Origin of the sequence: Carboxylicivirga longa, assembly GCF_050589825.1 — a bacterium.
GTDB lineage: Bacteria > Bacteroidota > Bacteroidia > Bacteroidales > Marinilabiliaceae > Carboxylicivirga > Carboxylicivirga longa.
Window position 1 is genome coordinate 83,032 of record NZ_JBNGOZ010000019.1, and the last position, 16,888, is coordinate 99,919.

11 protein-coding genes are annotated in these 16,888 nt (G+C 44.9%); all 11 read right to left on the minus strand.

Annotated elements, in window-relative coordinates:
* Window positions 1-76: 76 nt before the first annotated feature.
* Complete coding sequence (locus ACRD7A_RS15055; protein WP_430812787.1) at window positions 77-1,063, minus strand: FecR family protein; 987 nt, start codon at window positions 1,061-1,063, stop codon at window positions 77-79.
* A gap of 195 nt (window positions 1,064-1,258) precedes the next feature.
* Window positions 1,259-1,861 (minus strand): RNA polymerase sigma factor, encoded by a 603-nt coding sequence (locus tag ACRD7A_RS15060; RefSeq protein WP_430812788.1) that lies wholly within the window; start codon window positions 1,859-1,861, stop codon window positions 1,259-1,261.
* A 184-nt stretch (window positions 1,862-2,045) separates the two neighbouring features.
* Entirely contained in the window at window positions 2,046-2,540 is a 495-nt protein-coding gene (locus tag ACRD7A_RS15065) for a hypothetical protein (protein ID WP_430812789.1), read from the minus strand.
* Window positions 2,541-2,577: 37 nt separating this feature from the next.
* Window positions 2,578-3,054 carry a DUF1573 domain-containing protein gene (locus ACRD7A_RS15070; RefSeq protein WP_430812790.1) on the minus strand — a complete coding sequence of 159 codons (477 nt, stop codon included), beginning with the start codon at window positions 3,052-3,054 and terminating at the stop codon, window positions 2,578-2,580.
* A gap of 9 nt (window positions 3,055-3,063) precedes the next feature.
* On the minus strand, window positions 3,064-5,106 hold the full coding sequence (locus ACRD7A_RS15075; RefSeq protein WP_430812791.1) for a S8 family serine peptidase: 2,043 nt from the start codon (window positions 5,104-5,106) through the stop codon (window positions 3,064-3,066).
* A gap of 19 nt (window positions 5,107-5,125) precedes the next feature.
* Window positions 5,126-6,808, minus strand: a complete 1,683-nt coding sequence (locus tag ACRD7A_RS15080) for a hypothetical protein (protein ID WP_430812792.1) — start codon at window positions 6,806-6,808, stop codon at window positions 5,126-5,128.
* A 30-nt stretch (window positions 6,809-6,838) separates the two neighbouring features.
* Entirely contained in the window at window positions 6,839-9,448 is a 2,610-nt protein-coding gene (locus ACRD7A_RS15085) for a DUF4458 domain-containing protein (protein ID WP_430812793.1), read from the minus strand.
* Between the two features lie 67 nt (window positions 9,449-9,515).
* A complete protein-coding gene (locus tag ACRD7A_RS15090; RefSeq protein WP_430812794.1) occupies window positions 9,516-11,048 on the minus strand; it encodes a DUF8477 domain-containing protein in 1,533 nt (510 codons plus the stop codon).
* Window positions 11,049-11,066: 18 nt separating this feature from the next.
* Entirely contained in the window at window positions 11,067-11,957 is an 891-nt protein-coding gene (locus tag ACRD7A_RS15095; RefSeq protein ID WP_430812795.1) for a DUF4984 domain-containing protein, read from the minus strand.
* 23 nt (window positions 11,958-11,980) lie between these two features.
* Window positions 11,981-13,492 (minus strand): RagB/SusD family nutrient uptake outer membrane protein, encoded by a 1,512-nt coding sequence (locus ACRD7A_RS15100; protein ID WP_430812796.1) that lies wholly within the window; start codon window positions 13,490-13,492, stop codon window positions 11,981-11,983.
* Window positions 13,493-13,510: 18 nt separating this feature from the next.
* On the minus strand, window positions 13,511-16,762 hold the full coding sequence (locus ACRD7A_RS15105; protein ID WP_430812797.1) for a TonB-dependent receptor: 3,252 nt from the start codon (window positions 16,760-16,762) through the stop codon (window positions 13,511-13,513).
* Window positions 16,763-16,888: the final 126 nt, after the last annotated feature.

Here is a 16,888-nt window from a genome sequence, read left to right on the forward strand (position 1 = left end):
TTTAACCCTTGGATTCTTTAACCATTAACGGCTGATGCTGGTACCATCGGCCGTTTACTTTAACGCCCCCTTTCTTCTATTCATTTTTATCGATAATTACAGTTTGATCATTCATGATTGTATAGTTTATTGGTAAAATCATACTTATAACTTCCAATACTTCAGTCAAAGACTCATCTCGTACAACTCCATCGAAATGACATTGGTAAAGAGATTCATCCTTCACTGTGAATGAAGTTTGAAAACGACGCTCCAATACCAAAAGAAGATTATGGAAAGATTGATTTTCAAAACGAATTTGAGGTTGACTCCAATTGGAATATAAACTAGCATCTACAATATTCAACGATCGGCGATTCCCGCTAATATCATTTACATATTGCTCGCCGGGCTTTAGAAACACATCTTTTGATTCAGGTAAGTCTTCCTTTACACGAATTGCTACTTTACCTTCAAGTAAGGTTGTTTCGCATATCTGATGGTCTTTGGGAGCATAAACATTAAACAAGGTTCCCAACACCCTTATTTTTGTATCATTTGCCTCAACAACAAAAGGCTGCCCATTATGTACAACATCAAACAAACCCTCGCCTACAAGCTTCACCTTACGCTCTGTAGCTAACCAACCCCTTTCGTACTTAAGATGACTGTTCTTATTAATGATAACTGTTGTCCCATCAGGCAAAATAATTTCTTTAGTCTCATCCTGAGCAAAAACTTCCATGCTGTCGCCAAAATAAAAGCCAGTATTCGTCAATAAAACAGATGACAATAGCAAAAACCCAATAATAGAAGCCGCCACGGCAGCTAACTTAATTTTGGAAACAGGCAAGGTAATAACCGGGCGTATTCGCTTTCGAATTTTTGCGTAAGTTGTATCGAAGTCGATACCTTTAGATGATTTATAAGAAGTAAAATTGCTTAAATCTTCGAACAACTCTTGTTCAAAAACATCAGCCAAGTCATCTTTTTTCAATAGATCACTCAACTCCTGAAGTTGATCACGCTTTAAATTTCCTTCCTTATAAAGCTTGAGTAAAAATCTAATTTTATCCTTCATCATTAAGCATGTTTAGCATCTGTTACATACTTAATACGTGAAAGAGGACTCAACTACTCACGCGGAAATGACATTTTTTTACATTTTTTTTAAAAAACATCTTAATGGTTGATGCTTAGTTGCAAAAAATAATGAAATCTGCCCCTGTTTATTGACAAAAAGTAAAACCAGTCAACAATAAAAGTTAAAGTTACAATTTTAGTAAGCCATAAAATTATAATATAAACAAGCAAAGGTGAGTAGGTCGCTCCATGCTTCATTGGAGCTTAATTCCTTCTTTATAGTCTGCAGGGCACGATAAATTTGATTTTCCACCGTTCTGCGTGATATAGAAAGTTCTTGGGAAATCTCGTCATGTGAAAGACCTTCCCTACGACTAAGGATAAATATCTTTTTTCGTTGTTCTGGCAGTTGCTCTACAATTTCAAATATTTGCTGCTGCAATTCTGAATGATCGATATTTTCCATCAAATCATTGTGCGCCACGTCATCGCAACCTATTTCATCAACATCGATTAATTCCCTTGCCACACTAATTTGCCTTAAATGATCATAAACAAGATTAGCAGCCACTTTGTATAAAAAGGAGGATACGTTTTTGTTGGGATCAATGCCTGATCTTTTCTCCCAGAACTTAACAAATAGTTGTTGCAGTAATTCCTCTGCCTCACCAGCATCTTTCACATAAGATAAAATGAAATTATAAAGATTTTCTGCTGTTCGAGTATATACTTTTTTAAACTCTGCCTCGTTCCCTTCTTTTATTTTTTCAGCACTTTCAGAACTAATAATGATACTCATTTCAATCAAATAAAATCTTTAACTCAAGCGATAAGTAGAGGTATTATGGTTTTTGGATACGGACAATATTATATAAGGTTATGCAAACTTAAATAATAATACTGCCATCTACTAAAAAAGGCGCACCCATGGTACGCCTTTTTACGATCATTGAAGCCTTGCAAGCGGCTTTTCTATTAATCTTCTAGAATTGTATGCCGTTCACTATGTCGGCAGGCACTTCGCTGCAGCGGGTATACACACGCACTTCTTCAGCATCATCGGTCGCAGTCCACTTTACTGATGTCTCATACAGCTCGGTAATGAGATAGTCATACAGCCAGGCATCGTCGCCCGTAAGGGTGTAATCAAAAGTACCACTGATAGTGGGCTTCATATCTTCGGTCTCGCCCAATTGATAAGTACCGGTGATGTGCTCCGACACGAAGCTGTTTAGGTTGGTGTAGATCTCATAGCGATAAGTACCCCCATTTTCAAAACGATCCAGCGTGATGTAATAATAACGGGTATCACCGTCCATCTTCTCGCCGTTCCACTCACTCAGGCGCCAGGTGCCGGCCATATTAGCATAGTTCACATCCAGTGTTGGATCTACAAATACTTCATCATCGTCGTTGCTGCACGACACAAAGCCGAGGCCTAGGGCAAACACGACGAATATATTGATAAGAAACTTCATTTTTATCTCTTTAATTAGTTTGTACTGTTTTGATTTATCAATTATTAGGCAGCTCACACAAGGCTTTAGCTTCCTTGGCATAACCTCTAACGGAAAGGTGCGCTACCGGCTGCTGATCAGAAAGCCCGGCATAAACCCATATATCGCGCTTAAAATCCATCTTCATTTTACCCGGATTGAGCAATATGACCAACTCTGCACTCCCTTTGGGCGCTATGGCCTTTTCAGGATAGCTAATAACACGGCAACCACAACAGGCATCCACACGGGCAATGAGCATACTGCTGTCGCCACAATTGGTCAATTCAAAAGCCTGCGTCAGTGCTTCGTCGGACTGATGGATGGTATCAAGCTCCCACGTGTTCTGACTAAGCTTCAACAAACGTCCTTGCTTGAGCAAAGGGGGCTGCATAGCGGCATCGCGGGCAGCCAGGTCAATTACCTGGGCCTGTGCCCCAAAGGACACAGCACCCAGTAATATAATCATGCCTATATATGCGACAAATCGTTTCATCCTAATGCATTAAAGCCATCCATCACCATTGCGCACAGTGATGTAAAAAGTTTGTTCCCGACCATCGCTGGCCTTCACCGTAACCATGGTGGAACCAATCATTAATCCGGAGAAAGAAAAAGTCACCTGATCATCAGTGCTTGCCGTTGCTACCGATTGATCTGTTACCCTACAACTAAAAGTAAGCCCCTGAGATCCCGTAAAATAGCGGGCAAAATTAATTCGTGATAAGCCTTCGACAGCCACCAGTACATTGGGTACCTTCATTTCTACACCAGCTCCTTCAACGGCTTTCAAAAGTTTGTAAGCATTAATAATTCCGGCACCCATCTGTCCCTTGTATGACTCGGGCTGCATCTGCATGGGTGCTGTAAAACCATAATTAGCATAGTTAATATAATAAGTCTTGGTATCGGCAAAATACGACTCCAAAGTAGCATCTGATACTGCATTCATCACCATATTGCGAAATTCGTCGGCCCGAAAGTGACGATTTAACTGAGCGGCATAAGACAGACCTAAGGCCACTACGCCTGATACATGTGGACAGGCCATAGATGTGCCTTCCATGTATCCGTAATACTCTCCTTCGAAGGGCGGAACGGTTGATAATATCTTACCTTCATCGCAAAGATGATAATCGCCATCACCACCGGGTGCTGCAATACTTGCTCCATGCCCATAATTAGAAAAGCACGAGGGAGTACCGTCTGCTGCCAATGAGGTAACTGAGATATAATCGGGGTAAGCACTTGGGTAACCCGCCATCGCAGCACTTTCGTTACCACTGGCAAATACCACAATACCACCATCAATCACACCATTGGGCGATCCGGCATTATGAATAAAATAATCTAGTGCTTCTTTTTCCAGCGGTGCATTCTCCAGCCATTGCTCATCGCTGGTAAAACCGGGCATATATTCAATTGGGTTGGCCAAGCCGGAGTTGTATCCCCAGCTACACTGCAACACGACAGCCCCATTATCTGCCGCATATTTTATGGCCATGGCCTCCTGATACATCGACACACTACGACTGTTATCAAACACTTGACAGGACATGATTTTAACACCACTATTAACGGTTCCGTCACCTCCTGCGACGCCACTCACACCTGTTCCGTTATTATTAACGGCAGCAATGGTGCCGGCCACGTGTGTTCCGTGTCCTGTATCCATAGGGCCGTTATAGGTAATCAAACCACGATCGGTTACAAAGTTAAAACCATAACGATCACCGGCATAGCCGTTGCCATCAGCATCCTCATCGGAGGCGAAGGTCTCCCCTTCATTCACCCACATATTGGCCTTCAAATCCGGATGATTGAACATTACTCCTTCGTCAAGCACCGCCACAATAATGGAGGGATCACCGGTACAAAGCTCCCAGGCTTCCTTACATCCTACATCCATACCCTGAATGGCCTGAACAATCTCATCGCCATACTGATTGGTGGTTCCATCGGCCAACAGACGGCCATTGTTCACATAGCCCCACTGAGCAGCCAGGCCAGGATCGTTAAAGCCGGCAACACGGCTCTGCTTGAGCGCTGCCTTGGTGGCAGGCTGCATGCCTGTAGCACGTTGCTCGGGATTGTAAGCACGACGAATTGGGTGACTGTACTGAACCTTGTCAACCCCTTCCATGCCGGCCAGCTGACGGGCTACCTTTTGCAGATCGGCAGCCTCATCAAAATGCACCACATACCAACGGTTAAGACCCTTTTCGCGGGTTTGCATCTCCTTGCTTTTATCTACCGGAAATACACGCTTAAGCTGTCGTGTTCCAATTTGGGTAAGTACCCGATCAACCTCCTCAAGACCTGAGTGTTTAAGGCCGATACCGGCTGATTTAAGGGCTACCTTCTCAAAAGCACTGGTCGCAGTGCCATTAAACTTCACCAATATTTCACCTTTAATGGCACCCTGTGGCACGTTAATGATCGGTGCTGCCTCCTGTTCGAGTGACTTCAGGTCATCATCTATAGTACTGCGACTGCAAGCTACAAGAACCAGCATTAGGGCAGACAATAATAAAATATATTGTTTCATTTCTTTAATTTTTAAGCGTCTATTCTAAATATTCAGGCCTTGCTGCCGGATAAAATTCATAGAAATACTCCATATTTTCCGGTGCATTATCAAAGCGTGGCACATTGCCGTTACGGTCGTAACCATTCTCCTGGGTGAAAATTTTCATATCAGGAAGGAAATCGTTGAGTCGCGGGTGGTACAGCAACCAATCAGGCAGATTACCACTGAGGAAATTCAGGTTTAATGCCAGCTCTTTGATATTGGGTAACACACGAGGTATTTCGGTCATCAATCGTTGCTTATTGGCTTCTGATGCACTATTGAGTGTATCATTGGCCGCTATTTGCTCAGCTGTATAGTATTTGGCATTCCAGCCTTTCATATCCGGCAATTCGCCATAGATATAGCCATACGAAAGGTGCAGATATTCCAGTTTTTCCCACTCAAACAGTCTAGTAATCTGAGATGCCGGAATACGCATTCCCCAGTTAGCCTGCCATACATCATCGCGCAGATCTTTTTTTGTATCGTAACGACGCATACCGCCCAAATTCAGTGCAATAAGCTTTGGAAAGTTGTAATTGCTAATGGAGTAAGGCAGCGAAGTAAAGTTATTGGCAGTTAAGTTTAAGCTTTCTAAAGTTGCCTTAGGCTTTGTCAACTCCAGATTGGGATTGATATCAGTAATGCCATAGGATCCAATCGTAAGATGCTTCAGGTACTCTAACTCGGCCAGCGCAGGTCCCATCATCAAGCGATCGGGCAAGATATGGCGGTTAGCATTACCATAGATCACCAGGGACTCAAGGTAACGCAACTTACCCAGTTCCATGGGCAGGCCTTCCTTAGTATTAATCAGACGCATATCCAAGCGGCGTACGCGACCTACCATTTCAGGACTTACCCCTTCATCTGTTTTTTCCCACACGCTAATTCCATCCCAAAAGTCAATCTTATCAGTCATATCCCAACTGACCATACCGTTGAGCTTTTCTTTGATAATGATTAAAGCAAGCGAGTCACCGGCACGGTTATCCTCAATAAGCGGTGCAGCCTCCTGCATTACATTCAGTACAACCTCCTGCTCTAGCACGTCCTCTTCGTATACCGGCACAAAGTTGATGGCTACCTCACGGGCTTGCGGCTCAGTATTCATCTCCCAGTTAAAACGAACCTTTGTCGTTTGTGGACGCGCTCCATAATCGAGTGTCACATCAGGTTGTTTCTCCAGCTTAATCCAGCTCTGTGATTCATAGGGAATCTCTACTTTAAAATCGACGTTTGTTGTAACGTCAATTTCAAAATATCGCTTCCCATATTTTCCCATATTGGCCACTTCCACCTGTTGGGTGCTTAGGCCAATCATCTTACCAAAGCCGGTTTGATGCACGGCCACATCCTGCACCGGCTGATTCGCGGGTAAAAAAGTGATCTGTGCCTCCCTTATCTCGTTGGATAAGCTGGTATCAACTACCACATCGCACTCCACATTACCAAAGCCATTGGAAGGTACTACCTTAATCCAGGGTTGATTAACCCTTACTACCCATTTACTGCCTGAGCTTACTTTAATTACCTGCGTACCTCCCTCGGCACCCAGGGTCAGCTCGCTTGTATCAATCGAAAAACCTGAGATGGCGTTATCATCCGAATCATCGCAAGCGATGACCAGACAAGACACTAACAACAGGCCGAAAGCATATTTTAAGAATCGTTTCATCTGCTATATTTTTTTCTTTAGATAATCGTTTTAGATAAGATCTAAGTAATCGCACCCTCTGATATCCTGTGTACGGTCGTAAATCAGATTGTAATAACCTGCTCTTATGTACGGACACACATTTGAAATATCAATGGAGATATTGGGGTTATCTTTAATCTCGAACATGTAAATGTTTGGTGAGATGGTATCGTCAACCTTACGCAGATCATTACCACCTAAATAAAGGGCACGCAGACTCGGACAAGTGCTGATACCCTTAGGCCACTGTCGCATGATACGCAAACCGTCGGCATCGCGCTGATTTCGGAAAGCAAACACCGTAAGACGTGATACATTGAGCGGGCCACGCGGAATATGATCAAAACGATTATGACTCAGATCAATGCCATAGAGATACGGCAGTGTTACTGCATTAAAATCACTAGGCAACTCCGTTAGTTCATTAAACGTAAGATCCAATGACTCCAAAAAGAAACTATTTTCACCACTGAGCACCCCTTTGGGGAATGTCTTCATGCCATTGCCACGCAGGTTAAGCATTTTAATGGTTGAATTGCTGGAAGCAAATTCCGCGGGAAATGCCGATAAACGGTTACCCGCAAGTACAAGGGTAGTAACTCTAATACCATTATAACTATCGCCCCCTTCGATGCTGCTGATTTCGTTGAATGAGAAATCTACCGACTCCATGGTGAACATGCTGCGCGCATTAAAAATATCGGGGAACACAGTAAGCTTGTTATGGGCAAACGAGAAGGTTTCCACATCCTCATAACCACAGTAATAGCCATCAATAGTAGGAATTTCAGTAATCTGGTTATGATCCATATTAAGCTGCACCAGATTAATTTCCTTACCGAATGCTGGAATCCTTACCAGCTCGTTGTAGGCACAGTCGAGCTTACCCAGCTTTTTGAAATTACGAATACTGCCAGGCAAAGTAGTCAGGCGGTTGTTGCGTAGGTATAAAATCTGCAGCTTAGCCGCCGTAGGCGATTGTGCCAACTGATCGAGTCCTGCTTCAAAGGCGGCCGCAGGCACTTGCGGATTATTAGCCAGGTTAAGCAGTTCAATATTGGGCATGGTGAACAAAGCGGCAGGAAGTGCCGTCATCGAAGGACAGTTGTACAACTCCACATCGGTGAGGTCGATCATCAGCGAAAAGTCTGTACCCGGATCAAAATCGCTGAACTTACCATTGGCAATAAAAAGCTGCTGTAACTTGGTAAGCTTTGATATCTCACTTGACACACCCGTGATACCATTGGTCAAGGTGCCCGTCACCACATCTTTGGTAGAGATAGAAGGCATGCCGTTGGCCGGTGCCTCAGCAGGCGTATTATCACCCATTAGCTCAAAACCAAAACGAAGCGGCTCAGAGAAGGAAGCTTTCACATCCTTTTTTATAAAGCGATTGTAGTAATCGTTGCGCCAGGCCAACTTCTGCGCCGGCGATACTTCGCCTTCCCACTGCTCGGGCATATTACCACCTACAGGATCGGAGTGTGTACCCAGCGTTAAAACGGTAAGCTCAGTAAGCTGACCAATAGCAGCCGGCACCTTACCACGAGCGCCAAAAGAACCCAGGTTAAGCACTGCAACACGTCCTTTGGCATTAAGCCCCACACCGGGCTGTTGTCCCCACAGGTCAATCTCTTTATTAAAGTCCCAGTTAGTTCCCACGGGAAACTGCTGATCTTCGTAGCTCCAGTTGGGTCCATCCAATGCTTCCCATATCTGGCGTAAGGCCAGGTAATCCTGAATATAGGCGGCACTGCGATGTATATTTACAGCCACATCAACACCTGTGTGCGCATTGTCTTTAACTTCAAAAAGTGTCTCATCCAACAGCATGTCAGCATCCAGAGTTCTTTTGTTTGCATCGTATAAAGTATACGAAAGCACTTTGTACTGTCCGGCCTTCAGCGAAAGGATAGAATCGCTTTTGGCCACCCCAGTGAGCACTCCTTCATCATTGTACATCTGCTGATAACTAAACGGCAGATAACCCAGTGTTTTTTTAGCCTTGTTAAACTGATTCTCAAGATAAAGGGTGGCGTAGCGCACCTGCGAGAACTGATATTTATCCGCATTGGCGGCCGCTTTGGCCTCCGCAACAATGTTCTTCTTCAGGCTGAATGAGGCACTGCCTCGCTCCACTACTTTTACCACAATATCCTGCACCGTTAAGCCTCCCTTGGTAACCCCAAGCACAGTTTTTTCCTCGGGCTCACCCGAAAAGATAGGCTTCAGCTCCTGCCCCTCTGCTTTATAAAGGAAAAATCCTACCACGGCATAGTCTCCGGCCATCAGCTTCAGCTTATCGCTGCGCAGACCCAATTCCGGGTGACCGCCCATGGCACGCAGGCTTACAGTTTGTGTCACCTCACTACCATCCTGATTGTTAAGCAGTACTATCTTCATTTTTTCGGCCTCCCCCAAATACTGAAGCCTGTTGCTTTCTATTGCACTCGATTTTAAGTAGGAACCGCTCTTGAAAAGCTTAAACTGAGCGTATCCATACTCGGCCTGCAAACTTTCGACATCATCGTCGGAGCAAGCACCGAAGGTCAATGACAGTGCCATTAACCAGCCGAATAACACAAGGCCTTTTATACTCATTATTTTAGATTTCATAGGTCTAAAATTTATTTTTTTATTGATGTCGGATACCACACACCGTTGCGGGCATCCGACAGTAACTTTAATATCGTGTAATTAAAAGGACGCCATACACCGAACCCTGCTCCGGATCTATGAACTGAACACCCATCATGGTAGGACCTGTTACATCAGGCCCAATGCCCATAATCTCGGCATCCAGCATAGCACCATATACTTCCACATTTTGCCACACATCAAAACCACTGGACATGATATAATAACCGGTAAATCCGCGGGGCTTAGCAATGATATAATCATAGCTTATGCCCAAGGGTAACGATAGTATAGAAACATTGCTTGTACCGTATTTCTGAATCAGCTCTGCCTCACTCATATCGCCAATAGCATCCATATAACTGATGGTCTCAATTACTGCACCACCTGCATCGTAGAGCGGTTCGAAGTTACCATCGGTAACATCAAAGCCGTTTGTTAATGAGGGATTAGCAGACTGACTAAAACGACCGGCCAGATATTGCACATATTCATAGACGATACCTTCGCTGGTAGAAAGCACCTGGTTGGCAAAATCGGCTTTCACGGTTTCATACACAGCATTGGGAAATATCATTAAAAAAGCATTGCGAATATCAGCCGGGTTGGGCGAGACATACACATCCATATTGCCTTTGGAGTCGTCATCCACAAAAATCCAGCTATCAGCCTCATCCATAATGGTGAAGGTGTATTCATACTCCCAGGTCATCTCATTCATCCCTTCAATGTAATCAACATACACTGCGGTATATTGATCGTTGCGAGCAATAACACTCAAGGGCATAGGAGCGGGTGCATCCTGCCCCAACAGGTTATAGCTGCCACCATCGTGCGAAAAGGTAATTGCATGCCCAATTGCATTCTCGTTGCTAAACTCTATTTTATCGGCTGGCATACCATCATAGCGTACCGGCAACTCAGCCATTACTTCACCTTCTTTATTTCTAAATGTAAGTACATCCTCCCAGGCAGATTTACGGTATTCGATTCCGGTGGCAAGATCAGGCTTTATCTCCACTTCCTGACCGGCTTCAGCATAGGAATTTGTCATTGAGAAATCTAATGCGGGCATTGCCTCCAGCACCCAATCAGCATTGGCACTGATCAGCAGCACGCTGTCGCCTGAATAATCCTGCACAAAAGGATGCTCAGCACTGTACTTAACCGTTTTATCGGCATTGTAAGCGTACAATTCGTAACCTGTTTGTGGGCGTGTTACTTCAAAAATGACGGCATCCTCGCCACCCATTATCAAGGTCAGTTCGGCTTTATAGTCCTTATGCACCGCCGATGCCTCATTCGTAATATAAATGTTCACCGAAGCAGACCCGGCCTTTCCGGAGCAGCTATAACGCGCTTGCCCTTCCTCTTCAAAACGACACCAAAGAGCCGAAGAAGTCAAAGTCCAATCGTTACTAGCCTCAAAACTAAGTGCCTTTGTTTCGCCCACATCACCGGCTACCTGCTGGAGCGTTGGAAAAATGGGCGTGCTTTCATCACTGTCATCATCGCAAGCCCAGGTAATGAGCGCGACAGAAGCAATCAGAAACCACAAATAAAATTTAATATTCTTCATCTGTTACAACTTTCTTTTTTAATATCCTTGTTTCTTCAGGCGCTCAGCCTCTTCATCACTGATCCATTCGATAACGTTAACATAGTTACCCACAGTACCCACATCATCAACATAAACAGCTGCATACTGCACTACAAAACGCTGACAAACGTTATAGTAAGATATATAAGAAGGAATGGGTGCCACCATCAACTTACCATTACCATGTATGGTACCAAAGGCCTCGGCCGTGCTTCCTAACACCTGAGGTGCCATAGATACGAAAGGCTCCAATGGATTACTGCTATCAAGACTTATTTCTATATCATAACCCTTATAGAAGAAATCACGAATTACAATACTGTTATCCTCAACATTAAGCATATCAGAGTGCACCAAACGAAAATCTGTATTTCCCATGTACTCGCGGAAGAAGGTAGAAGTGACCTTACAATATCCGGTAAAGGCCGCCATATCAAAAGGACAGGACTTGAGCATTTGCACCCGAGTGCGGGTACCATACTCCTCCCATCTAACGGCGTCTTCCACAATCAGCTTGAATGAAATGGACAATTCATCGTCTTCACTAATATTCTCAACCAGGCCTCTGATCTTCAAATCAGCAGCACGCTCCCCCGCTTTGATGGTCACCGAGTTGGAGGCCAGCTCGTAATGAATCCCCTCCACGGCACTACTATTCTCATCATCAATTTCAACGGCATAGGTACGATCCCGGTCGCTAGCCACGGTTGAAGCGATGGGCACATGCAAGTAGGTCTCACTGTCGGACACTGGGAAGTAAGTTAAAGTGTCGGAAAACATCACGTACTCCGGCCCGTCATAGGTAACCCGGTCGGCCGTACCATCGCAGGATGGCAGGGCAATAATAAGCGTAGCGATAAACGCAAATACTGCTACTATTTGTTTCATTTTTATCAGTTTATCGGTATACATTATTTATTACTCTCGTTGGGTTGAATGTCGGCATCAGGTGATTGCAGTTCATGCTGCGGAATAGGCCACACGAACAAAGGATTATCAGCCTCCACTTTAAGGTTATTACCTGGATTTACAGTCAGCTGTTGTGCTTTACGCTCAAATCCCATTCCCCAACGCTTAAGATCCTGCAAACGGAAACCTTCCATGTACAATTCCTTCACGCGCTCCTCTTCGATTACCTGCTGCCAGTTATCGGCGTTAAGCGAGGTGGAACCGTAAGAAGCATAGCGTGCATTACGCAATGTGGTAATATCCTTCGCAGCTTTACCATAACCCACAGTACCCATATGGCAATAAGCCTCGGCGCGAATAAGATACTGCTCAGCAAGGCGGAAAGGCTTGGGCATATTCACATGCAAGATATTGTTGGCTACAAAATTTCTGTTACCAAAATACTTAACTACTAAAGGATGAACCAAACCGTGACTGTAACCTGTTTGTGCCATGGCAAAAAAGGCATTGTAGCGTAGGTCTGCTGATTCATAAGAATTTAACACCCAAGTAGCCGGTATGTAGTCCGGTTTGTAAGAGCGGAAATCGAAATTAAAGAAAATCCGTCCCAGGCTTCCTCCAAAAGAGTTCACCTCAAAGTGTACCTTCCAGATAATCTCAGTGGCCGCATCGTACTGCCACATGTACTCATAGGCATTGAAGTTGGGATCTGACGAAGCCTGATTTACACTCGAAAGGAAATACTTGTTGCTATCGATTACGCGGCTTGAATAGTCAACTGCCTTTTCCCAATCCTGCATATACAAGTATGTACGTGCATAAAGGGCATTAACGGTACCAATGTTGAAATAGCCGGTATTGAAAAGGGTCTCATCACCCGACAGATCCATCTGTAAGTAATTGGATGCAAGCTCCAGATCGTTCAATACAAACGCATAAGACTCCTTTAAAGAGGCGCGAGTAGGGCGACCTGCATTAGAGTAGCTATCCACCAAAACAACACCCAACTCATTTTCTGCAGTGGCCGGATCATAGGCCTTACAAAACATCTTAATAAGCTCGGAATAGGCCAGAGCGCGTGCAAAATACACTTCTCCCTTATAACTATCAAGCGTCGCCAAATCAGCATTATCATGTGTATTGGATGCTACTTTTTCTATATTTTCTAAAAAGAAATTACAACGTCCGATAACGGTATATAGCTGCTGATAAACAGCTGACACTTGGGTGTTGGTGGCCAATATGTCCCAACGCCAAATATCACCGTAAGTATTAGAATACCCCTGTACAGCATAGGCCAGGTCGGTTTGCAAGTCGGGCAACAGGGTGAGATAACCACTGTATAAAGCCGGGCTTTTAAAAGCTGCATAAATGCCAATCACCACCTGATTGGCTTCATGCACAGTGGTCATGGCTTCTCCCTCCGGTATGGCATGCTCCGGATATTTATCGAGGCAGGAAGCCGCCGACAAGGCCATACCAATACATAGAATATATAATTTAAGTCTTTTCATCGTTCCTGATATATTATTTTAGAAAGTCACTTCCAGTCCAAATGTAAATTGTTGTGATGCCGGGTACTGTGCCTTATACACATTGGATGACGATTCCGGATCTAGACCGGTAAAATCAGTGAAAGTAAACAGGTTTTGTCCCTGCACATACACCTTGGCCTGTTTGAAAAATTTAGTAGCATCTAGGTATCGCTCGGGAAGGCTGTAGCTCAACATCACATTCTTCAGACGCAAGAAAGAGGCATCTTCCAGGAAGCGGGAGTCCATCTGTGGTGTTACACCATGACGAGGTATGTCAGTCATATCACCCGGTTTCTTCCATCGGTCGTAAAGCAAACGGTTCGACTGGTTATAAGCAGCATACAAACCATTGCTCTCCTCAAAGAAACGGTCGTTATTAAACATATAACGATCGGCCACCCAGCTAAACTGGGCTGATAGCATTAGTCCTTTCCAGCTAAGCGTTGTGCCAAAACCACCCTGCCAGGGTGCGGTATAGCTCTTGCCTACCATCACCTTATCCGACTCGCGGTATTCGGTAGTAATGTTGCCATCTTTATCATACCATAGTGCATCGCCATTAGCCGGATTAACGCCGGCAAAGCGATTAATATAAAATTCACTGGCCGCATGTCCCACAACAAACTTGGTACCCGAGCTCGAAATCTCATACTCATCCAGCCCGTTATACAATTCCGTAATCTCATTTTTATTGTACGACACCATGGCATTTACATTCCAGGTGAGATGGTTGTTACGGATCAGGTCGGCGTTCAGGTTCACCTCTACACCACGGTTAATCATTGTACCCACGTTATCCCAGCGGAAACCAAAGCCACCATCCGTCATTGAAACAGGCACCTCCATCAGCATGTCGGTGGTTTCCTTATTGTAAAATTCAGCATCCAGGTTCAGACGGTTAAAAAAGCCCAAACGCAAAGCCACGTTGCTGGTCCACAACTTCTCCCAACCCATCAGCTCATTACCACGATGAAGCGGTGCAATACCTGCATCACCACCATAATTAATACCTCCGGCTACCAGTGCCAGATGATCGTAGTTGGGGATGGCCGAGTTACCCGAAGTACCAGTACTTACCGATACCTGAGCATTACTTAACCAGCTGTGGAACTGCTTCATAAAATCCTCCTGATGCAGGTTCCACATTAAACCGGCCGACCAAAATGTAGCCCAGCGTCCGTCTTTACCAAAGCGCGATGAAGCATCAGTACGCACCGAGAAATCAAGAAAATAACGATCGTTAAGTGCATACTCGCCACGCCCGAAGAATGACAAGAAGCTGTACTCGCCCATGGAATCGCCCCATGAAGATGCGCGGGTGCCCGATGATACATTGGTAAGGTGATCGTTGGTTTGACCACTGCTAACTACCTGAAAACTCTCGGAACGGTAATCAACACCTTCCTGCCCAAGCATAAAGTTAAAACCATGGATGTCTTTTAGGCGGAAACGATAGTTGATGGTATTGGTAATGGTCAGATTCAAAGCATCGGCTGAGTTACGTCCGGCACGGCCATAGCCATTATTAGGCTTATAGCTGGGGAACGACTGCATAAAACCCGTTGAATGCGAATAATCGGCACCTACCAAACTGCGGATGGTCATCCCTTCCATGGGTGTTATTTCAGCAAAGAAAGTAGTGATGGCTTTGTATTTTTTATAACGCAAGGGATTATTTTCCATCCATTCCAGTGGGTTCTCTCCAATTCCCTTCCAGCTGCCATCATTAATGGATGCCAGGCTACCGTCTTCACGGTAAGGATTCCAGTAAGGCAACATAAAGCGAGTTGCTGAAATGGGGGTATACAAAGCGTACTGCCCATCATCGGCCTGTTCAATCTCTTCATAAGCCACCATGGAGTTAGTACCCAGCTTCAGCCATTCTTTGGCACGGGTCTCTAGGTTAGCGCGGAAGTTGTAGCGGCTAAAGTGAGAACCAGCGGCAATTCCTTCCTGATCGTAAACACCGCCCGATACAAAATAATTGGTTTTTTCGGTAGCGCCATTAAATGATAGCTCATAATTCTGTAAGGGGGCAGAATCATTAAACACCATATCCAACCAGTTAATATCTATCTTACTCAGCGCATTGTAATCCTGACCGGCATCCAGTCCAATCTCTTTTTCATATTGAATACGTTCGGCTGTATTCATGATGTGCCAGTCGCTCTGCGCTAGCTGCGAGAAACCGGCCTGCGCGCGAAAAGTAACGCGTCCACCATCCATGGAACGACCACGCTTAGTAGTAATAACCACCACACCATTGGCTGCACGTGCCCCGTAAATAGAGGTTGATGAAGCATCCTTCAGCACCGACACAGACTCAATATCGCCAGGACTGATCGCATTAAAATCGGCACTACTAATGGCTACCCCATCAAGAATGAACAGGGGTGATGTGCCGGAACTTAGTGAGTTAGTACCACGGATCTGGAAGGTAGCCGCCTTACTGGGCTCACCCGAATTGGAGGTTACCATCAGGCCGGGTGCCTGGCCTTGCAATGCCTGATCGAAACTGGCAGCGGGTATATTCTCCATCTTTTCTGATTTCACCGTTGATACCGAACCGGTAATGGTTCCCTTCTTACGCACACCGTAAGCCACCACAACCACCTCGTCGAGGCCGGCCGATGATGATTCGAGCTTTATATTCAGCACTTCCTGTCCGGTATAAGCCGTAAAGCTTGACTCAAAACCCAGGCTTGAAACCTCAATGGTCACATCGCCTGTATTATCGAACTCCAACTCATACTCGCCCATTACATTCGACATCGTACCAATGGTTGTATCCTTCAGGCGAATAGCAGCAAAGGGTACGGGTTCACCGGCCTCATCAAGAATCACCCCTTTGACACTCACCCGCTCGGGCTGCGAACTGGCTTGAGCCTTCACCATGGCCTTTTTCTTAATCAGCACATAGTCGTCAATAATACTGTATTGCAAGGGCAGACCATCGAGGATACTGTTGAGTGCCTCCTCAAGGCTGGCATTCTCAATATTAACCTCCACCGTCAGGTTTTTGGCAATATCGCTTTCGTTAAACATGATGTAATAGCCCGTCTGTTTCTTTAGGGCCTTCAGAGCCGCCCTTACTTTAACGCCTTTCACGTTAAGATCGACCCCTTGCGCCAGCAATTCGGCCGATGCATGCACATTTAAGAAAAGCGATAGCAAAAGGCTCAGATTAACGATTTGCAAACGCCTTCTAATGGAAGGGGGAAAACCCTTCCATTTGCATTTTTTTTTCATATTTTTGTATTTATGTGTGTTACTTGCATTGCATTGAGGCAATGCTATTTAGGCACTTTCAGAAGTGATACTTATGAAGAACAATATATGAGGTTAATCTTTGTTGATTAGCCTTTTTGTTTTTCA